Annotated in this window: 30 protein-coding genes, 1 tRNA gene and 1 rRNA gene; 7 read left to right on the forward strand and 25 right to left on the reverse strand. The window is 37.3% G+C overall.

The window, feature by feature from the left end; genetic code table 11:
• Positions 1–13 precede the first annotated feature (13 nt).
• The 11 genes from K6V21_RS22540 to K6V21_RS22590 all read right to left on the reverse strand — a co-directional run bounded on the left by K6V21_RS22540 (position 14) and on the right by K6V21_RS22590 (position 7,852).
• Positions 14–292: a hypothetical protein gene (locus K6V21_RS22540; RefSeq protein ID WP_224319952.1), complete on the reverse strand. Its 279-nt coding sequence runs from the start codon at positions 290–292 to the stop codon at positions 14–16.
• A gap of 521 nt (positions 293–813) precedes the next feature.
• Positions 814–1,899 (reverse strand): IS110 family transposase, encoded by a 1,086-nt coding sequence (locus K6V21_RS22545; RefSeq protein WP_224319953.1) that lies wholly within the window; start codon positions 1,897–1,899, stop codon positions 814–816.
• A 120-nt stretch (positions 1,900–2,019) separates the two neighbouring features.
• Positions 2,020–2,259 (reverse strand): hypothetical protein, encoded by a 240-nt coding sequence (locus K6V21_RS22550; RefSeq protein ID WP_224319954.1) that lies wholly within the window; start codon positions 2,257–2,259, stop codon positions 2,020–2,022.
• Positions 2,260–2,272: 13 nt separating this feature from the next.
• Positions 2,273–2,548, reverse strand: coding sequence for a hypothetical protein (locus K6V21_RS22555; protein ID WP_224319955.1), 276 nt, complete (start codon positions 2,546–2,548; stop codon positions 2,273–2,275).
• Positions 2,549–2,564: 16 nt separating this feature from the next.
• A complete protein-coding gene (locus tag K6V21_RS22560) occupies positions 2,565–2,870 on the reverse strand; it encodes a hypothetical protein (protein WP_118437364.1) in 306 nt (101 codons plus the stop codon).
• 504 nt (positions 2,871–3,374) lie between these two features.
• Positions 3,375–3,788, reverse strand: a complete 414-nt coding sequence (locus K6V21_RS22565; RefSeq protein WP_224319956.1) for a hypothetical protein — start codon at positions 3,786–3,788, stop codon at positions 3,375–3,377.
• A gap of 24 nt (positions 3,789–3,812) precedes the next feature.
• Entirely contained in the window at positions 3,813–4,013 is a 201-nt protein-coding gene (locus K6V21_RS22570) for a hypothetical protein (protein WP_195669419.1), read from the reverse strand.
• 3 nt (positions 4,014–4,016) lie between these two features.
• Positions 4,017–5,375, reverse strand: a complete 1,359-nt coding sequence (locus tag K6V21_RS22575; RefSeq protein WP_224319957.1) for a replicative DNA helicase — start codon at positions 5,373–5,375, stop codon at positions 4,017–4,019.
• Positions 5,365–6,108 (reverse strand): hypothetical protein, encoded by a 744-nt coding sequence (locus tag K6V21_RS22580; RefSeq protein ID WP_224319958.1) that lies wholly within the window; start codon positions 6,106–6,108, stop codon positions 5,365–5,367. Before K6V21_RS22580 ends, K6V21_RS22575 begins: the two co-directional genes overlap by 11 nt.
• 98 nt (positions 6,109–6,206) lie before the next feature.
• Positions 6,207–7,379 (reverse strand): DEAD/DEAH box helicase, encoded by a 1,173-nt coding sequence (locus K6V21_RS22585; RefSeq protein ID WP_224319959.1) that lies wholly within the window; start codon positions 7,377–7,379, stop codon positions 6,207–6,209.
• Positions 7,376–7,852, reverse strand: coding sequence for a recombination protein NinG (locus K6V21_RS22590; protein ID WP_224319960.1), 477 nt, complete (start codon positions 7,850–7,852; stop codon positions 7,376–7,378). The genes K6V21_RS22585 and K6V21_RS22590 overlap by 4 nt, the downstream gene beginning before the upstream one ends.
• A 36-nt stretch (positions 7,853–7,888) precedes the next feature.
• Here K6V21_RS22590 and rrf point away from each other — a divergent pair.
• A 5S ribosomal RNA gene (rrf, locus tag K6V21_RS22595) occupies positions 7,889–7,999 on the forward strand.
• A gap of 224 nt (positions 8,000–8,223) precedes the next feature.
• Here rrf and K6V21_RS22600 read toward each other — a convergent pair.
• From K6V21_RS22600 to K6V21_RS22665, 14 genes are all read right to left on the reverse strand, one after another.
• Positions 8,224–9,096, reverse strand: a complete 873-nt coding sequence (locus tag K6V21_RS22600; RefSeq protein WP_224319961.1) for an RNA polymerase subunit sigma — start codon at positions 9,094–9,096, stop codon at positions 8,224–8,226.
• Positions 9,053–9,310, reverse strand: coding sequence for a hypothetical protein (locus K6V21_RS22605; protein ID WP_224319962.1), 258 nt, complete (start codon positions 9,308–9,310; stop codon positions 9,053–9,055). The genes K6V21_RS22600 and K6V21_RS22605 overlap by 44 nt, the downstream gene beginning before the upstream one ends.
• Before the next feature lie 2 nt (positions 9,311–9,312).
• Positions 9,313–9,750 (reverse strand): hypothetical protein, encoded by a 438-nt coding sequence (locus tag K6V21_RS22610; protein ID WP_224319963.1) that lies wholly within the window; start codon positions 9,748–9,750, stop codon positions 9,313–9,315.
• 3 nt (positions 9,751–9,753) lie between these two features.
• Positions 9,754–10,218 carry a DUF3127 domain-containing protein gene (locus K6V21_RS22615; protein ID WP_224319964.1) on the reverse strand — a complete coding sequence of 155 codons (465 nt, stop codon included), beginning with the start codon at positions 10,216–10,218 and terminating at the stop codon, positions 9,754–9,756.
• Positions 10,219–10,226: 8 nt separating this feature from the next.
• The gene (locus K6V21_RS22620) at positions 10,227–11,129 is read right to left on the reverse strand and encodes a hypothetical protein (protein ID WP_099147145.1); all 903 of its coding nucleotides are present in this window, start codon (positions 11,127–11,129) and stop codon (positions 10,227–10,229) included.
• A complete protein-coding gene (locus K6V21_RS22625; RefSeq protein WP_099147144.1) occupies positions 11,116–11,700 on the reverse strand; it encodes an ERF family protein in 585 nt (194 codons plus the stop codon). The genes K6V21_RS22620 and K6V21_RS22625 overlap by 14 nt, the downstream gene beginning before the upstream one ends.
• Positions 11,701–11,723: 23 nt before the next feature.
• The gene (locus K6V21_RS22630; protein WP_055167878.1) at positions 11,724–11,951 is read right to left on the reverse strand and encodes a hypothetical protein; all 228 of its coding nucleotides are present in this window, start codon (positions 11,949–11,951) and stop codon (positions 11,724–11,726) included.
• Positions 11,948–12,310, reverse strand: a complete 363-nt coding sequence (locus K6V21_RS22635) for a DNA-binding response regulator (protein ID WP_224319965.1) — start codon at positions 12,308–12,310, stop codon at positions 11,948–11,950. Before K6V21_RS22635 ends, K6V21_RS22630 begins: the two co-directional genes overlap by 4 nt.
• An 18-nt stretch (positions 12,311–12,328) precedes the next feature.
• Positions 12,329–12,553, reverse strand: coding sequence for a hypothetical protein (locus K6V21_RS22640; RefSeq protein WP_224319966.1), 225 nt, complete (start codon positions 12,551–12,553; stop codon positions 12,329–12,331).
• 27 nt (positions 12,554–12,580) lie between these two features.
• A tRNA-Val gene (locus K6V21_RS22645) sits at positions 12,581–12,707 on the reverse strand.
• A 259-nt stretch (positions 12,708–12,966) separates the two neighbouring features.
• On the reverse strand, positions 12,967–13,164 hold the full coding sequence (locus K6V21_RS22650) for a hypothetical protein (RefSeq protein WP_138291696.1): 198 nt from the start codon (positions 13,162–13,164) through the stop codon (positions 12,967–12,969).
• A 71-nt stretch (positions 13,165–13,235) separates the two neighbouring features.
• On the reverse strand, positions 13,236–13,832 hold the full coding sequence (locus K6V21_RS22655) for an NUMOD4 domain-containing protein (RefSeq protein WP_224319967.1): 597 nt from the start codon (positions 13,830–13,832) through the stop codon (positions 13,236–13,238).
• A 414-nt stretch (positions 13,833–14,246) separates the two neighbouring features.
• Positions 14,247–14,456 (reverse strand): hypothetical protein, encoded by a 210-nt coding sequence (locus K6V21_RS22660; RefSeq protein WP_138291697.1) that lies wholly within the window; start codon positions 14,454–14,456, stop codon positions 14,247–14,249.
• A 1-nt stretch (position 14,457) separates the two neighbouring features.
• Complete coding sequence (locus K6V21_RS22665) at positions 14,458–14,790, reverse strand: SH3 beta-barrel fold-containing protein (protein ID WP_224319968.1); 333 nt, start codon at positions 14,788–14,790, stop codon at positions 14,458–14,460.
• Positions 14,791–14,992: 202 nt separating this feature from the next.
• On the opposite strand from K6V21_RS22665, the gene K6V21_RS22670 reads away from it, so the two are divergent.
• The 6 genes from K6V21_RS22670 (at position 14,993) to mltG (ending at position 19,177) form a co-directional block, all read left to right on the forward strand.
• Positions 14,993–15,340 (forward strand): helix-turn-helix domain-containing protein, encoded by a 348-nt coding sequence (locus K6V21_RS22670; protein ID WP_224319969.1) that lies wholly within the window; start codon positions 14,993–14,995, stop codon positions 15,338–15,340.
• A 3-nt stretch (positions 15,341–15,343) separates the two neighbouring features.
• Positions 15,344–15,610: a hypothetical protein gene (locus K6V21_RS22675; RefSeq protein WP_224319970.1), complete on the forward strand. Its 267-nt coding sequence runs from the start codon at positions 15,344–15,346 to the stop codon at positions 15,608–15,610.
• Positions 15,611–15,623: 13 nt separating this feature from the next.
• Positions 15,624–16,616, forward strand: coding sequence for a hypothetical protein (locus K6V21_RS22680; RefSeq protein ID WP_224319971.1), 993 nt, complete (start codon positions 15,624–15,626; stop codon positions 16,614–16,616).
• 95 nt (positions 16,617–16,711) lie between these two features.
• Entirely contained in the window at positions 16,712–17,677 is a 966-nt protein-coding gene (locus K6V21_RS22685) for a YbjQ family protein (protein ID WP_224319972.1), read from the forward strand.
• 10 nt (positions 17,678–17,687) lie between these two features.
• On the forward strand, positions 17,688–17,882 hold the full coding sequence (locus K6V21_RS22690) for a hypothetical protein (RefSeq protein WP_118424376.1): 195 nt from the start codon (positions 17,688–17,690) through the stop codon (positions 17,880–17,882).
• Positions 17,883–18,139: 257 nt separating this feature from the next.
• Positions 18,140–19,177 (forward strand): endolytic transglycosylase MltG, encoded by a 1,038-nt coding sequence (gene mltG / locus K6V21_RS22695; protein WP_224319973.1) that lies wholly within the window; start codon positions 18,140–18,142, stop codon positions 19,175–19,177.
• The last annotated feature ends 91 nt before the right edge of the window (positions 19,178–19,268 follow it).

A 19,268-nucleotide genomic window follows, 5' to 3' on the forward strand; every position in this document is an offset into this window, starting at 1 on the left:
TATTTGTTTAGAATTACTTCTTTAAAATCTTTTTAGCAGCAGTTTCAATGACTTTTATGAGTTCATTCACCTTGCTGTAATCACTATTCTTATTACTCAACCTTAGTTGAATTACAGTACAAAAGGCAGTTTCAAATTCTTCTGCTTCCCAGTCTCCGAAGTCATAATGAAAGAACCAATTATTAAAATTAGATATGCTTTCGTCAGATGGTACATGAAGTGAATAACCTGCCTGTGAGTCCGTATTTATCTCTATGGTAATGTGCGCAGCACTAACGCCGAGTTTCTTCATATCAGATAAAAATCAAATGACCGCAACGCTTGTTAGGGCAAATTGCAAACTTATCTTCCTCTGTAATAGTGATAGTGTGCCACTTGTGGCACTTCTCGCAAAAAATCTTCTTATTCATATTTATCTTTCCATTTAAAATCCAAACAAAGTTGGATAATTCATTAATAATTAACTTTTGTCTATTATCTTTGTATCAGGATGTTAAGAGGAAGTAGGCTCTGCTGAGGAGCAACCTACCAGCAATAAGCATCCTGACGGTACGCAGTAATGCTACTTAGGGAGGCGGTCACACGCCTCTCTTTTTGTATTACTGATATCGTCTGATATGGCTAAGAAAACCTAACCATAATCCTATGGTAAAACAAACTTTCCATAGCAGACACCGCATAAGGGGCTGCAAGTTCCTTTATCAGTCAAACCATAAATGAGGGTTACAAACTTGTTTGAGCGGACTTCAAAGCCGCATAAATATGATAGCATTTCCCTCAAAAGAAAGCTGTTTTACCTTATAGGATTCTGTATCATTTGACAACACACGGTATATATTCCTTTTCATGTTTGAGTACATAATATATTCTGTTTACAAGCCGTCTGGCAATCTTTATGATCGACTTCTGGGGATTCATACGTTTACGGTATTCTGTATAGGCTACTGTCATTGCAGGATCCTTACGGATTGCAATCCATGCAGCTTCTACCAAAAGGCACCGGAGCATGAAATGGCGGCGTACCGTTATATCTCCTGTGCCGTTACTCTCACCGCTCGAATGGCACATGGGTACCAGACCGATGAAAGAAGTCAGATGGTCAGCATTCTTGAAACGCACTATATCGTCAAGTTCAACCATTAGGGTGGCGGCTGTTGTAACGCCTATTCCGGGAACAGAAGTCAGAAGACGTATCGGCTTCTCAAAAGGTGCTTTACGTGATATCTCACGGATGGCACGTGTCTCCTGGAGAAGCATCATGCGCAAACGCACGAACTGTTCCAAGTGCAGTTCCAAAGTTTTCTTGCCATACTCCGTTGAGAGTTCGAGAGAATGCAGCCAGGTCAGGAAACGTTTTGACCAACAGCCTATCGAGCATCGGGTAAACTCTTCGGGTATCTCCACTCCATGAAAACGAAGCAATGACTTGATGCGGTTCTTCGCACGAGTGCTGTCTTTTACTATCAGGTTTCTCATCCTTATCAAAGAGCGCATTTCGAGGACATCTGCCTTGGGAACGTATATCCCTTCCAGCGAACCCGAACGTAATTCACGAGCCAGCTTGTTGCAGTCCACGGCATCCGTCTTACGAAGTTTTTCCTTACTCATGGTCGGTACATCGGCAGGATTGACCACGATGTTGGTTATTCCTAAATCCATCAGCTTCTCGTGTATCCAAAAGCCGCAGAATCCTGCTTCATACACAGAGAAGTAATTGGCTCCCGGATAATTGCTCACAAGATACTTGTGCAATGCTTCAGGTTCAGGAATTTGGCTGAACCGCTTCAGAACACTGTGTTCTGATAAAATTGCAACCGACCAACTCTTCAGGTGGACATCAATTCCTACATAAATATTTTGTCCACTAAAATCTAATTTGTTACTTTGTACACGTTTCATAAGCTATATCGTTTTTAGTTAATAATGTATCCGCTATAATACAAAGTTAACTAAAATGGTATAGCTTTTTTGCGCTACATGTCACTATCCGTCTTTTCCGATTTTAAACATAGGAACTTGTTAAGAATTAATTCTTTTAAAATGCGTAATACCTTCTTGGCGTTTGCAACCCAAAGCCCATCCGCCTAATCGAACGTGGCAAGAAGAAGGATTAAACGCCATATACGGCTTATCAAATCTCATAGTTTCCACTTTACCGTAGGATAATACTTCTACAATCTCCCCATCTTCCGGCATATTAGTAAAAGACCACTCTTCAAACCCTGTCGGTATTTGATTTTTATCTGGATAATAGTTCATATCTTTTCTGTTATTAGTTATTCTTTGAAATCCAGTTATCAGTATCACAGTGAAAGCAATATCCACTTTTAGGATGTTCCGCACCGTCTTTAGCTCCACAAGTTCCACAATAATACTCCTTATCATATTCCGGGGAAAGACCTTTATTCCGTTCTTTGACGACTGCTTTTCTTTCTTCAAGCATCATCATTTTATCGGGATTACGGCTCAAATAAAACTTTCTGACTTTATGTATTTGCTTTTCAAATAGTTCGTCAGATTCAGCTATTTGCCTTGCTGTATATTTCATATTTTTCTATTAAAAGTTAAACTTCGGGTATAAGCATCCAACAATCAACTTTATCCCAATCACAATATATATGATTCACTTCTGGATAAAGCCATTCTTGACTCAGATTATCCCAACGCAAAACGACTTTTCCGTATATTTGGGAAGAACATAATACAAGTTGTTTATCCTCCGGAAATTCTTCATCAATACTTATCCACGGGGATTGCTTTGCCTGCCATCTAGCTCCTTCTTTAAATCCTATTCTAAAACAAGTTATTTTGTCCCAATCAGGATGTACTCCACCAATTTCATTTATGGCTTCTTCTAAGGTCTGTTTCATGGTTAATCAGTTAATGTTTACGTTTTACATCTATCCAGGCCGTTACAATTGCGCATACAAGGTTTACTATGCTTATCCCTGCAAGAATTCTTGCAAGCCATAGTATCCCTATATCATAAGCCGTCAAACACGCAATAAGTGAAAGCCAAAATGTTATTTCCTCAAATTGATATCTCTTCATTACTAATTTGATTTTACTTAATATCTACTCAATAAGTTGTAAAATATTCGTTTCTTCTCGATGTACTTAAGTCCGTTTCTACGAAGTTCCCTCTTTATATGAGACACAACCATCTGATAACCATTCACACCAACATAGATGCAGTCCTTGTGGTGTCTTTCAGCTTCGTGAAATGCAAACCAAATTGATGTATCACAATATCGGTAACTGTCATTCTGTACACCTTCATAGCCTTTACTCATTATGAAGTGGCCAACTTCATTTGCTTCTTCTTCTGAATAGCAAATAGTAAATATATTATTCATATTTTATCTGGATTTGAATTAGTTTTTAAATGGCAGATAATCGTTTTCGTATAGCCAACAAAGCATATCATAGGCTGCATCAATAATACTCTCAGAACTAAAACTTGCGCATTCATGTTCTGCATTCATACGAGCGTATTTAATTTTCCATTCGTTCTTTCGCCTATCCATAACTTCTAATGTAAGCCAATATACTTCGTCAATTATTGGCGGCAGCTTTTCAAGAATATCCTGCAATGTATAGACGTTGACAGATTCCTTTATACTATCATCGTTCAGATAATGATTTTCCTCAACTAATATTGAAATAAGATGCCTATTTTCTCCGTCATGTTCATCATATTCAAGCTTCACAAATGATGCATTACTTGTATCTATTCCAAGTTTTTGCAAATGATTCATCTGCTCTATTGATAATACCTGTTTACTCATTATTTTGCCTCCTTCCTTTATTGTTTATTTATTTCTTATTTGTATATATCCCCTGCGTTCAGTTTCCCGAAGAAGTTCCATATCTTCATCTTTGATGTCACAGGGAGTCTCACCATTCACGGTAGTGTAGTCCGGGATATTAAACTTATCCCTGATTCTCTTTTTGATTCTGGGGATGTCTTTGGGATCAAGATGCCTTGTTTCCCAATAAATGGTAACTCTCATCATTTAAAATGGATTATCGTCTTCCACATCAGCAACACTGCTTCCTGATAATGGAACGGAGTCAAGATTATAAAAACAAGTCGTAGCGGCATTGAACCCACAGATGAACCGTAGCAATCCAATGTTTCGTCCTTTAGCAATATCTATCATAGCCGTTCCTCTAGTATCTACATTGGAAAAATCGGTCGGATAAGATTTCTTATTGACCTCAGGACGGTAGATAAGAATAACAACATCGGCGGCTTCTGCTATTTGTCCACTGTCACGAAGCCGTGCCAACGTAGGAACCGGATTCATGGTATCCCTATTCAACTGGGAAAGGGCTATAATCCAGATATCAAGCTCCTTGGCGAGGTTCTTCAACCGCCTTGCCACATCACCCATTTGCTGTTCCTTATTAGCTCCCTTCATGTTGACATTGAGAATCTGCAAATAGTCTACGATTGCACCATCAATCCCAAACTTTAGCTTCATGTAACGGATTGAGGATAGTATCGTATCAATATTGGAGGTACTTCGGTCATCAAAGTAAATACCCTTACCTGATACCTTGCCAATACCTTTGTCAACCGCCTGTAACTGCGAATCTGTCAAGCGTGAGTACATGATCTGATTGGCAGGAACACCGCTCTCCATAGAAAGAATGCGAGCTGTTATTTGCTCTTTCTTCATTTCCATAGAATACATGGCAATCTTAGCTCCTAAATCAGCCGCATTTCGCATCATTGACACTGCCAGACTAGTTTTTCCCATGCTTGTTTCTCCAGCAATGATTATCAAGTCCGACTTCTGTAATCCTCCTGATTTGGAATCTATCTTTTCAAATCCGGTAGGAGTTCCAGTCATTGGTCTATCACCGGATAGATTTTCATTTATCATGCTGTAAACACTTTCAAGCCCATCATTAATGGTCGTGACAGTCGTACTGCTGGATTTGAAAAGAGAAGCAAGCTCATCACTTACAGAATTAGTAACATCAAGAATATCTTCTGATTCCGAGTAAGAGTTTGAAACGAGATATTGACCTATGACATAGAACTTACGCCTTATGGTCAAATCATGAAGTCTGGCTGCGTACTGATACAGGTCAAAAGTACTGTTAGAGGCAATTTGCATGTATTCCACCAGATTAAACTTCACTCCATTGGTGATAAGTCTGCTTTTGACAGTTATCATATCCGGTCTGTTACCGGATGATACCACCTGGAGAATGGCTTGGTATATCTGTTTGTGAAACGCATTATAGAATGATTCTTCTGACAGTAATTCCCTGACCTCCTCAAGAGCATTGCGCTCTATTATAATGGTGCCTAAGACCAGTTTCTCAGCATCGTCATCACGTAGTTGAATATTAACTTCCATATTCTTTCTTTGCCCAGTTTAACACCGTCCGATAAAGGTTGGTGTATCGTTTACGTAAATCCTTTCGATTCTCTATCTGTTCAATGATGTCCGCTATCTGTTTACCCGTATACTTCTCTTTGAGTTTTAGGAACTCAGCTTCTGTGATTTGAGAAGGGAAGTTTTTAGAATTGCTACAAAAAGGAGCTTTCCGGTCTAGCCATTCATTGAATTTTAGATAATCAGGATTGAGAGAGGGTGAAGAAGGTTCACCTTCTTTCTTATCTCCGTTAGGAGATTCTTTCTTATCTTCCTTTTCCTCTTCCTTTTCCGCCGTAGTGTTCACGTCGTTATCACGTAGTGTTGACGTAGCGTTCACGTTGTTATCATTTAAAGCCTTATTAATCAAACTTTTTGCTATATCCTTACCGATATATGATTTATCGTATCTCTTATCAAGGATTTGATGACTACGGAATGTGCGGATATAATAGTAGCTTTCTTCTGCGTGAATAATAGGTACTAACATCCGGGCATCCACTAAGGAATCTATCCACTTTTTTATTTCAGATACGCGTAAACTCTCATCGTAAGGGAATATTTGAGACTTGAGTAATGCAGCATTACCTTTGATAACTCCGAAATCATCAGCGAAGTTCCAGCAACCAATAAAGAAAAGGCGGCACGGGATTGGTAATTTACCAATCTTTTCATCTTCCCAAAATTCAGGTTTTATCGTCCTTATTCGTGCCATATAAACATTTAATTAAGTAATACAGATTTATTTCTCCACTTCTCGGACATTTCGGTATATGTTCAATGTCCTTAACTACTTCTTTTATACTTTTCATATTAGAATCTTACGTTAGTTAATTGTCTATCATTAGAATAAACTGCCCACTTACCGTTACCACTATCAAACAGCCGTAAGTCCGACACCTCCCCGAAACGCTTGATGTTACCGCAAAGGTCAACGATCCATCCTGCTTCCTTTGAAGGATGCGGACGGATAGCTCGACCGACTATCTGGTACCACATGGCGAGTGACATCGTAGGACGTGCCATAACTACCGTATCAAGTTCAGGATAATCAAAACCTGTAGTCAATACTCCAACATTGGCAACAACCGGGATTTCACCGGATTTAAAATGCTTGAGAATCATATCACGAGTAGAGTTTGGGGTATCACCGGAAACGATAGCACAACCAGGTATAGACACAGTTAATCGTTCGGCTTCTTTTAAGAACCGGGTAAATACCAAAATGCCTTTTCTCTTACCACCTGCTCTGGGATTCATCAACCTTTGGACGATGTGAACAAGATAACCGTAAAAGTCTATTCGTTCGTATTCCCTTTGGACCGATTTATCCGTATAGTCGGCACCGGTGGTATTTACTTTCAAGTTGAGTTCATTCCACCCTGATGGGTTCATCGGGTAGTAGTTCAACTTCGCCAGATAGCCCATATCAAGTAAAGTTGATACCTGTACATGGTAAATGACCTCTGAAAAAACATGGGGCTTTGTCCGGGTGATGAATTTCAGCATAGAACCGAAATCACGCGAGGAAGACAACCTATAAGGAGTTGCCGTCAAGCCAAGAACCTTACACTTCACCGCATCGAAGAAATCCTTGTACATACCTTCTTTCGGATTTACAAGGTGACATTCATCCACGATGATGTTCTTGAAGTGGATGAACAGTTCGGGATGATTCTTTACCGATCCGATTGTTGCGAATGTTATCCGACTTATTTCCTTTGAGTTGAAGGAAGCCGAATAGATTGAGCAGTCAAGTATGCCGTATGAACATAGCTTTTTGAAGTTCTGTTCAAGTATTTCCTTGCTTGGCTGAAACACCAAAGTGTGCCCCTCAAGCCTTGCGGCTATATCCGCTATGATAAGCGATTTGCCACTTCCCGTAGGCAAAACCATGATGGCATTTGTTTTCTTCGCTTTGTTGTTGAAGAAAGAAACGGCTGCATCAGAGGCTTTCTGTTGGTAATCACGCAATACATAACTCATAAACCTTTCTCCTTTCGTAACTTCTTATTGAGTGCTTTGTAATACTTAATTAGTTGCTCGTACTCAAAATCTGACATCTTAGAAGTACCAGCAGCTTTCACTTTCAGCAAGTCAAATTTCAGTTGCCCGATTTTGGCTATCAGATTCACCCGATAGCCTTCAAGGTGGTCGGCACGGAAACGGTTGCACGCCCGGCATTCGGCATGGCAATTGTTCTCATCAAATCGAGTAGCCAGATGCGTGCGGCTGAAATAGTGCCCGCAGTCGGCTTGCCCGAATGGTTTTATCTGTCTGCATGAGATACATTTGAAATAACCGTTTGGCATACAATCACGAAGCCGGATGAAAAGGGAAAACTCTTTATCGAGTTTCGCTTTCAAATCCGGCTTCTTCTTTACTGTTATCCCTGCTTTATCAAACAAGGGTAAAGGCTTGTCTTTCTTTTTTTTCTTTTGTTTTATGTAGTATGGCATAAATGTATTATTTTTGCACGCCTCTTTACGAAAGGGGCAAGTGATTATAGCACGAGGGTTCCACCTCTTCCCATTCCGAACAGAGAAGTTAAGCCTCGTCACGCCGATGGTACTGCGTAACAGTGGAAGAGTAGGTAGTCGCTGGTTAAAAGATTATTTTATAAAGTTTAAAAGATTAGGGAGTACTCCCAATATACCATAGATAATTTTATAATAACCAAAAAAAATTAAAACAATGGTAAATTTTTTAACTGCCGTTTTAGTTTTTGTAGTAGGAACATATACAGTTCGGCTGATAGACTATTGCTATAATAACTATATTATAAGATAATTTCCAATCATGGAACCCCGGTCAAAATACCGGGGCTTTTTTATTCCATATAAGCCATTGAAAACTCTTTCGGAATAAACCGCCCAACTGGAATAGGTTTGGCAGATTCAATAGCTGTATGAACTTCCCTCTTTTTGAACTCATGTCCCTTTTCTTTGGCTTGTTTCTCACATTCTTCCTCTTTATTTTTGAGGTAGTGAGTAATAAGCATCATCGCTCTGTCAACGTTGAAGGTGTTCACGACAAAGGTTTGGACTCTTTCGTCTTCATTCTCCCCTTCCGTAAATGTGATTTTCGTCTCAATCTGGTAGAATTTCTTTTCATTCGGTTTAGATTCTTCGTCACTATCTTCCGTCTCATCGTCCATCTTGTCAACGTATTCTGCCATAGTGATTTCATTTTTGAGATAGGCAAGCGAAGCATCGTCAACCTTGCGTTCTTTCAAGTTGTCAGTAAGAATTACGCAGGAATCGAACTCCTTTATCATTGTCAAGGTGAATCCAAACTGGTAATTAAGTTCAATGTAGTCTTTCAAGATAAGGCAAGCATTCTCTAGCCCAGTGGCATACAACAAGAATTTATACTTCTTGTCGCTTATTTGCGCTTGTGCAAGATAAGGATATAAGAACTTGTTCTCATTCTCGAACGCCAAACGGTTCTGGTTGCTGACCTCCACTTCCTTGATACCGTCTGCTTCCATACTGAAACGAATTTTCGCCAAAGTGTCTTGGTCTATTAGCGTACCACGATCAAAAAGGACTTCATTACGTTCAATGTTTACCGTTTCACCGGTATCTTCATCAATGAAAGATTCCTCCCATGTTTTGAGAACACGCTTTGCAAGGTACATGTTAAGCATCTTCTTTGGATCAGATGTCACGTACCGGATTTCTGTTTTTCTTGTTTCTATCATTATTCTTTAATTTAGAAATTAGTTCATCTTTCATTCTCAATATTCTGGCCATGCCTCTCATCCGGGACTGAGCAGCGAGATACATTTGTTTATACTTAGCCGCATCCGTTAAGGCACGCTCGTATTTGGCTGTCTTTTCATCGGCAAACCTGCCTATGCTGTCACGCTTATAAAGCTTTGGAGGCTTAACCTCATTCCCGAATAAGTCGTTCATGACTAAATAAATTCTTTGTTACGTTCGATTTCTTGTTCTATATGGATAAGAAACTCATTCTCATTCGGTGCAGGCAAATAAATACCAGCTTGCGCTTGAGACCAGTTTCTAAATCTTTCAATTGCAGTTGTCATTTCGCCAGTGGTAAGTTCCGAACTGCTTCTCATGTAGGTTATCTCCTTACCCTGCTTATTGATTTTCTTACGTTCAAATAAATCACGATTACAAGTTTTTTTAAAATAGTCAAGTTTGACTTCTTCAAGGCTGTAGCCAAATTCACAAGCAAAGAAAGACAGTAGTAAATGAAGATAGGAGTTCTGTGCTAAAGAGCGATTGGGAAGGCGTTTTTTGACCTCTACAACCGCCCTTTGCTGAAAGAGTTTGTTTACATACTCTTTGTACCTGTCAATCTCATAAGGATTATTTAGATTGAAAATCATACGCTAAAAAGGTAAATCATCTTTTACATTACCATTCGCATCAACAGGAGGCGGAAAGTTCTGCGGTTGCTGCTGATAAGTCGGCTGCGGTGCCGGTTGTTGAATTGGGTGCTGTACCGATACAGTCTGTGGAGATTGCGATACACCGCCACGCGCTTCTATTTTATAGCATCGAATAGACGCCATACGTTTAAGTTCCCCATCCTGATTTGTCCATGAACGCCCCTGTAAGACAAATGATATAGTCACTACATCATCATTTTTATAGCGGTCAAGTTCTGCACATTTGTCACCCGAAAACTCCAAAGGAATAACATTCTCATACTCGCTACGCTCACCTGTATAAGGGTCATATGTGGTTGCATCAAGAATAAACTCTCGTTTGGTAAATGGATTTCCTCCATTCTTGGATAGTATTTGGACGGTCTGACTGATTTCGATTATCCGTCCGGTTATTTGATTTGCCATAATGAATATTATATTACTTTTAATGTTACGCTACCAACTATCGGAGATTCTTTCAAATATTTGTTATAAACTCCCGGATAGTCTTTCTCGAATTTTTCTTTATCGAATGATTTTCGAATGCTATCCTTTTTACGGATAAATTGTATTGAATCACTCTTCCAATTATAGACTCCGGATTTCACCATCTCTTTCATTACTCCATCCGTAAGTTCCTTCTTCTTGTCTGCCCAATATTTCGCTTGTTTTTCTATTTCAATTATGGATAGTTCCATTTCTTGATAATGAGATGGTAAAGTAATATTGGATATGGGTAGGGCGTAGGGGTTAACGAACTGGATGCCATTCATATCACAAGTCAAAAGCGATTTTATAACATCAGAAGGGATTCGTTCTACATCTATCAATTCAGCGATAGAGCCTCGCAACCAGATAGCAAACAATCTATCAACTTTTGCGCCTGGATTCTGCAATTCAAAGAGATAAGCATAAATAGATAATTGCCAACGCACATACTCCTTATCCAATTTATATGTGGTTTTAATATCACCCAAGTGAAAGGTATCTTCATTTTCTCGATAAACCTTATCTATTGAACTTGCATAATGTTCATTGTCGGATACAAGGTATTCACTATCTTCAATAATCAATCCATTAAGTTGTATTAAGTTGAGATAGTTCTTCGCTTCTTCACAATCAGGAATAACCCCTAATGAATCGGCTATTTCACAACATTCATGTATATAAGAACCTTTTTCTGCTGCGTTATCAATCCGATATTGAGGAATCCCTTTTAACTTATCGGGAAATAATTGCCTTTCAATTATCCCTGTAATTCCTGAGAGAAACACACCGTTCAGTATATAGGTGTGTTTCTCTTGGTTGAATACAACTTGCGATTTATTGAGCTGCATTGTTTAATTCTTTTTTCTTAGTGGATAATGCGTTCATAAAATCTTTGTTCCCCTGCAAACTGTTATAGCTATTAAATATCTGCGTTAGTGTCTGCACACTTTGCGCGCCTTTAACTTCTTGCAGAGCCATTGCCAGATAATCCGTTTCTTCCGGTGTAATTGAGTCTGGGTCTTTTGATTCTTCTGTAGGGATGAGAAACATTTGCAACAGTGAATACTTTAAAGCAATACTCATTGCCTTATTCATTCCTTTATCACCTGAATCCATCGCTTCTCCTACGTTAGTGGTTTCTACAAAAGAACCATCAGTAGTCATATAGCGGAACTTTATCATCGCACGGGTGAATGTATTAGTACCACCGCTTTTCGTTGGTCTATTTTCAGTGGTGAAATTCTGTACTTCTTGAAGGATGAACACATCATTTTTTGAGAATAACTCATGAAGTTCATTCATAACGTTATCAATGCCACGGAATTTAAAACCTTGTTGCTGGTTTTTTTCCGACTTTGTTATAGCCTTTGTTTCTTTTAGAATACTGGCTATCTTAGTGTATATAAGTTGGTCACTCATAATCGTAAAATTTAAAGGGTTAATTATATTCTTTGTTCTTTAGAATCAATAGCATAGAGAAGTACATCACAAGCATTGATTGCATAAGGAGACATTTTCGTGGTTCCGGTCTTTTCTGCCCGTATTTTCTTTTCTGCTATCAGCTTTTCAAGTCTATAACGACCGCCTACAAACTCTTTTGCTTGCTCTTTATTGAGAGACACTCTGCTACCTATTCGATAGAGAGTGTTTAATTTTGCTTCTGCATTCATTCTAACCTCCTTACTCTTTCAATAGTTTCAACTCTTGTTCTTCGTGCCCTTCTCATATCGCTCTGTTCGTGGTAAAGCGACAAAGAAAAGACACATAATAAGCCACAAGCAACGGATGTACGAATGATAGGTGAAAAATCCATTGTGAATTTCACACCAGCTATCCGTTCATAAAGCATGGTTGCCAATTCCCGACCATTCCTCACCTGCAAAACATCAAAAGCTTTCTGCAATTGGTTGTTTATCGTGCTAACTGCTCGGCATTTGAGATCAGCAATTTCTTTCTTTTCATACCCTTGTGCATACATTCGTGCTGTAATCTCGCATTCAGGGGTGAGTTCTGTTAATACTCTATTCATAATCGTGTGAGTTAATGATTAGTAGTTCCTTACTACATAAAACTTTCCTTTAGGAGCTCCTTCTTGTTGAATAGAATAAAGTACATCTTCCGGTTCTACAATTCGATTGGCTCTCGCCAAACGATTCAAATCTTGAACCATACGGGATACTTTCACATAAAGAGATAAAGAGAAAGGTAGCTTATCATTTTTCTTTATCAGCTTCTCTTTGACTTTTTTTCTTTCTTCTGATTCTTTTGCCATAAGATTTAATTTTAAATTAATGATTCGTGGACAAGCCCGGGCTCGAACCGGGATGAGATGTCTGCTTTCATGATGCGTCCAACATTACTTGCATACAGATTTTCACTGAACTCGCTCTGGTATTGAGTGCGTCTACCAATTCCGCCACTTATCCCCAATAATAAAGGTGCACTATCTTCACAGACCGCACACCCCAGTACAAACACAAAATAAAACACGACAAAAACAGTTATGTCAATAATCCTCTTTCAACTCCGAAAATGTCAAAACAGTGAGTATAATAGATAAGACAAACATTATAGATGTCAGTATGACACCGGACACATACATGGGACTATCCTTGATAACAGCATTACATAGTATCACTGTCATACATAATAATAAGATCACTGAAAAAGAAAACATAATCACTTTCATGGCAACTTCTCCTCTACTTTAGCAAGCGTGCATTTACTTTGGTGAACTGCGTCATCAATACGCAGCATTAAACTATCCATTTCTCTTGTACGTCTAATAGACAAAGCCGCCAAACAATCAGTAGTAGCTTTCAATTCAAGTGAAAGTTCTTTTACTGTATCTTCCAAGAACTTAAGGTACTCATTTACTTCCATAAGAATAAGTATTAGTTTGTGCCCGCCAACCTTTTAGACAGTTGTACCAGTAATCGAGAACTGACGGTCTTTTATATCAATACCAGTACGGACGCCCAACCCGAAAACATCCACTTAAATCCATAACATGTTTTCTTTACACCTTTACAACACCTTGCAATGTTCGCTCTGTTGTAGCCAAATTCTCTCTCAATGGCATGGAGACTTTTGAACTCCCTTATGAAGTTCCCGTTTAAATCAAGCTGTATTACTTTCTTTTCAAGAACTTCAAGCCATTTTCTCTTAGCTTTTTTATTCGATATTTTATTTGAGATTTTTGTGTTAGGGTTATTCCTGTTTTCTTTCTTCGTAACCCATTTTAAATTGCAAACACGATTATCATCACGAATGGTATTTATGTGGTCTATTTCGGGCTTGTTACTTACATTTGGTATGAATGCAAGAGCAACCAACCTATGAATCAAAAAGAAAGATTTAATTTTGTTTTTTATTAGAAATACATACACATAACCTACATTGTTATACCTCAACTTCAAATTGCGTCCATGTGTAAACACTTTTCTACCAGATAAATATAATGTGATTCTGTCAAGGCTTCTTACTTTACCTAAATTGGATACTTGGTATAAACCTTCATATCCTTCAATATTTTTCCAAATTTCGTCCATATACTTTTAAAAATTAGTGCTAACAGAGGAATTCGATTCCAAGCATCACGCTTTTCTGTTAGCTATATGTTTCGATGTGCGTGTCGGTCGCCAAATCCGTCATTACTTACACCTCAGTGACTATGGTTACACATCTGTTAATCGTTAAACATTGCACAACTCACAAGCTCCAACTTGCTTATGTGCGTTCATTATCTTTGGTTGACCTAAACGGCTTATGAATTACACCGTAAAGGCTTTTACAATATTTCAAAGAACTAATCAATAGTGCCCGTGTAGAATATTCTCTACGTCTGCACGGGCTGTCGTGCGTGATATAATCGTGTGATTAATCATCATAAAAGAACTTCTCACCCGGCTTTCTGAATAGCCTATACCCAGCGTACAGGCTCATTAATGTTATTGCTATTTCTATCATACCGCCATTCTGTTAAGTTGAAACTCTATGTAATCAATCTCTTCTTGAATACCTTGCAGCGCTTCTTCTTTGGTGTCAGTATTACAGTATGTGCAAGCTTCTGCCTCTGACATACCGTCCACTCTATCAAGCTCAGTACAAGCCTTATCTAAAGACTTTTCAAACTCATAAGCATCTATGCTGTCACAAACTCTATACTGTCTCATATCAAGCGATTTTTAAAAGGTTAGCCTTTTTATAGCATCTGAACTCTTGGCGTTCAGTATCGAAATAAGTTTGAACAGTATCGTTCTTTGCTCTCTTATCTGTACCAGTAATAGCAGGCATCAATTTCTCACAAAGAGTACCATATGCCTCTCTCACAGAACCATCTACTTTTTGAAAGTAGAACTTTACAATCTTACTTTTCATTTCAGCTTTCAGCTTCAAGTTAGCCCAAGCAACTTTTAATGCTTCACTTATTGAAAAACCGTTTCTCTTCACGAAAGACCATGCAAGTGACATGACCTCTTTCATTTGATTTTTAAAATTCGCGCTCATAACCGTGTGATTTAATATGTTTATACTATTTTATCCTATCAATCAGTTTTGCATCTTTGTTGCGTCAATGAATGATTGATGACGCAAATGTAATCAAATATATTACATGTAATATCTTTAGATTACATTATTATCATTATTTAACATTTTAGATATTACGCACTAATTTCTGCTAATGAAAAAACTTTAATAACTTTATTATATGAAAATCAATAGATTAAACATTGGAGAAGAAGTCCGTAAAAAGGTAGATGAAAGCGGATTATCAAAGGCTAAATTTGCTGAATTACTGGGTATTGCAAGACAGAATATCGAAAAAACAGTATTTCAAAAGCATAGCCTTGACACCGATTTGCTATGTAATATTAGCGAGGTGCTAAATTGTAATTTTTTCGATTACTATAAATCTGGTGATTCGTGTAATAACACAGATTACATAAAACAAAAGGAAATTAAAGCCACTTTATCTATAGAAATGGGTAGTGAGAAAAAAGAGCAGGTTCTTCGGTTTGTATTTGGTGATAATAATATTGAAATCTTAAATAAATAGACTATGCGGATATATATTTTTGAATATAACGAAAGCGATGGAAATTTTCATCAAAATTATAATGGCATTGAACAAGGAACAAATGGTTATCAAACTGTCTGTGAAACTTATGAATACATTTGGGACCCATTTTCACGAATGCTTCATAGACGATATAATTTTTATTCAAACGAACGTCCTTCTTTTACCACTATACAAACGGAGTGGGAAAATTATCTTTTATTAAGAAAGGATATTGAAGATTACAAAAAACTCAATACTATAGATTAATAAAGGATAGAGAATGAATAAAATAACATACATTTTGGGTGCTGGAGCAAGCTATGGTGAACGCGACCAGAAAGGAAAAATCAAAAGAGGAGTTCCCATCATATCAGAATTTAGTATAGCTATTCATTCATTGATAAAATTGCTTTCTGAAAAATGCAACGGATTTACTGGTAAAGAGAAAGAAACCCTCTTATTAATTAAGGATGAGCTAAAATGGCTATCAGATAGATGTGGAGATTATCCAACTATTGATACTTATGCAAAAATGTTATTTATCACTCAAAAGAGTGAGATATACAATCGAGTAAAAAATGCTCTATCCATCTACCTAACACTTAATCAGTTATTTCTTCCACATGATTTACGTTACGATGGTTTTATAGCATCACTATTGAATGAAGACAAGAAGTTCCCTTCAATAGATATACTAACATGGAATTATGACGCACAGTTTGAATTAGCATATTCCGATTATTCTAATGACGGAAAGTATATAATGAAGCTATGGGAAAATTTGAATGTAATTAGCAAGACTATTACCACAAAAAATAAAAATAAAGATGTATTTTCTATTGCAAAATTAAATGGAACTGCATTATTTATAGATAGGCAAGATGAGAAAACAATTATAGATATTTTCAATGGAGGATATGATCTTAATAAAGCTATAGTAAAAATAGGAGAGATATTGCATTATAATAATTTATATAGAAATACACTTTCTTATTCTTGGGAAAGAAACGATGAATTTATTAAAAGTATTATAGAGCGCGTAAAAAATACAACATCACTGGTAATCATTGGATATTCTTTTCCTTATGTCAATAGAGAAATTGATAGATTAGTAATACAAAGCATGGAATATCTAAAGAAAATTTACATTCAAGACCCTTTTGCTGATGATATAAAAGAAAATGTACAAGCTATCTTGCTTGATAGCGGGAAAGAAGTAACAATTATTACTAAAAAGAATACGAAGCAGTTCTTCATTCCTAATGAACTATAAATTAAATATAGACATCAGTTTCATAGTAAGTGAATAATTTAGCCCCATCCCGGACGCTTTCAACGAATTAAAAAACAAACTAAATATCTGATACTATGATAATAACTACAACAAACAATATCGAAAATCACTCTATAAAGCGATACTTGGGAGTAATAAACGCCAACATAGTTATTGGCGCAAATTTCTTCTCCGATTTTGCAGCATCGCTAACGGATGTTTTTGGCGGTCGTTCCAATACTTACCAAAACAAGCTGAACACCATATACAAGGATGTTATGGCTGAATTAGAAGAAAAAGCCAAATATTTTCAAGCTGATGCCATAGTTGGATTGCATATTGACTTTGACGAAGTTTCAGGTGGAGGTAAATCAATGTTCATGGTTTCTGCCTCTGGAACTGCTGTTATGATAGAAAGCAACTTTGAGGATAGATATTTCATGTACAAAGCTCTCAGCGATATTCATGATTATTGGACAAAAGGATTTCTATCAGAAGAAGAATATAACTATGGAAAAGCAAGGATTATAGAAAAATACAACAGTGCAATTTCCGAAGAAATCAAAGTTGTCAAAGAAACAAAGGAATATGAAGCAAAAAGATTAAAAGAGCAAGAAGAGCAAAAAGCTCATGCTAAAAAAATATTCGAAGAAAAACTTTACGAAGCGAAGAAGAATTTAGAAAACAGATGCCCATGTTCAGAAGAAGTTATTAAAGCAACTACTCCATTTCAAATACAAGCAGCTGATTATGATTCAATCTCTTACAATACAAATGATTCCATGGAATCAATCATTGCTAAATTTATTAGATTAAATAAAATACCAGAAGCATGTAAATATTATATAGACGAAACAGGCCTATCAGAAAACGATGCAATTGAATATGTCCTTGACACATTCAAAAAAATAGATGTTATAGATAAGGAAGTATTTGAAAAACTTCTCAATAAACTAAAAGTTCTAAAAAGCAAAGGATTTATAGAACAGGCTATTAATGAATATCAAAAATTCACACTGTCAGAAAGAGATATAGCAGAAATATATATCAATACCTTATAAAATAAGAAATATGATTGACTTATTAACCATTATACTCCTAATATTTGGAGTATTGCAAATCATCCTCTTCTTCAAAGTATGGGGGATGACGAACAACATCAAAGATATACGAAACAAATACCTCAAAGATGAGGACGAGAAACGAAGACAAGAAGCGGAGTACGATCCTCCTAAAATCAGCAAAGGGACAAAGCCAACAATGTAACCTCATTATTAACAGTTCAATCCTACTACCAAACTAACAATTGTATAGCAGATTGTGCTTTAAAGAATTCTGACAATCGTAGGAACCTACATGAATATCAGCAACATACGTAGGAATCTATAAGAGACTTCGTAACGCGTAGGTCGCCAGTTCAAGTCTGGCTAGCGGCTCAAAGGAAAGGAGATGCTTATGCATCTCCTTTTTTATTTCATAGATTCTTCTTACCTTTGCCTGACTAAAGAAAACTGTAGAAACCGATGAAAAAGAAGACAAAAAGAATTCTCATAGGAGGGTTGATAGCCCTGTTCCTTATTGGCGCAGCTTGTGCCGGAACATTCTATTATTATTTATTCTATCCACAGTTTCATCCCTCCAAAACAGCTTATATTTATATCGATAAAGACGATACACCGGATTCCATATATAACAAGGTAAAAAAACAGGGACATCCGAAAAGTTTTTCAGGCTTTCTCTGGATGGCTAAATGGCGTGACTACAATTCAAACATCCACACTGGACGCTATGCCATCCGCCCAGGAGAGAGTGTTTACCACGTCTTTAGTCGTTTATATAGAGGATATCAAGAACCTATAAATCTGACCATTAGCAATGTACGTACTTTAGATAGACTTGCTCGCAGCGTAGGTAAACAACTTATGATTGATTCTACTGAAATTGCAGCAATAATGAACGACTCGCTATTTCAAAAGAAAATGGGATATACAAAGGAAACAATGGCCAGCCTGTTCATTCCCGAAACTTATCAAGTATACTGGAATATGAGCGTACAGGATTTCTTTGACCGTATGAAGAAAGAACATGAAAAATTCTGGAATCAGGAACGACTAGCCAAGGCCACAACCATAGGCATGACACCGGAAGAAGTATCAACGCTCGCCTCTATTGTAGAAGAAGAAACAAATAACAATGAAGAAAAGCCCATGGTTGCAGGTCTCTACATAAATCGTTTAAATAAGGGTATGCCCTTACAGGCCGATCCCACCATTAAATTCGCACTTCAAGATTTCGGTCTAAGAAGAATTACGAATGAGCACCTGAATGTAAAGTCACCCTACAATACTTATCTAAATGCCGGATTACCACCGGGACCGATACGTATTCCTTCAACCATCGGCATTGATGCTGTGCTGAATTATGCAAAGCACAATTATATTTATATGTGTGCCAAAGAGGACTTTTCAGGTACCCATAACTTTGCTTCCAATTACGCTGATCATATGAAAAATGCTAGAAAATATTGGAATGCTTTAAACGAAAGAAAGATTTTCAAGTAAAATCGTAATAAAATAAAAGCAAAAGGCTATATTTGCGAGTGAAAAACGCAGATTATTTTCTTATTAATAATCCATGACTAACATTAAAACA

The sequence above is a fragment of the Bacteroides cellulosilyticus genome (assembly GCF_020091405.1).
In the GTDB taxonomy this organism is placed as follows: domain Bacteria; phylum Bacteroidota; class Bacteroidia; order Bacteroidales; family Bacteroidaceae; genus Bacteroides.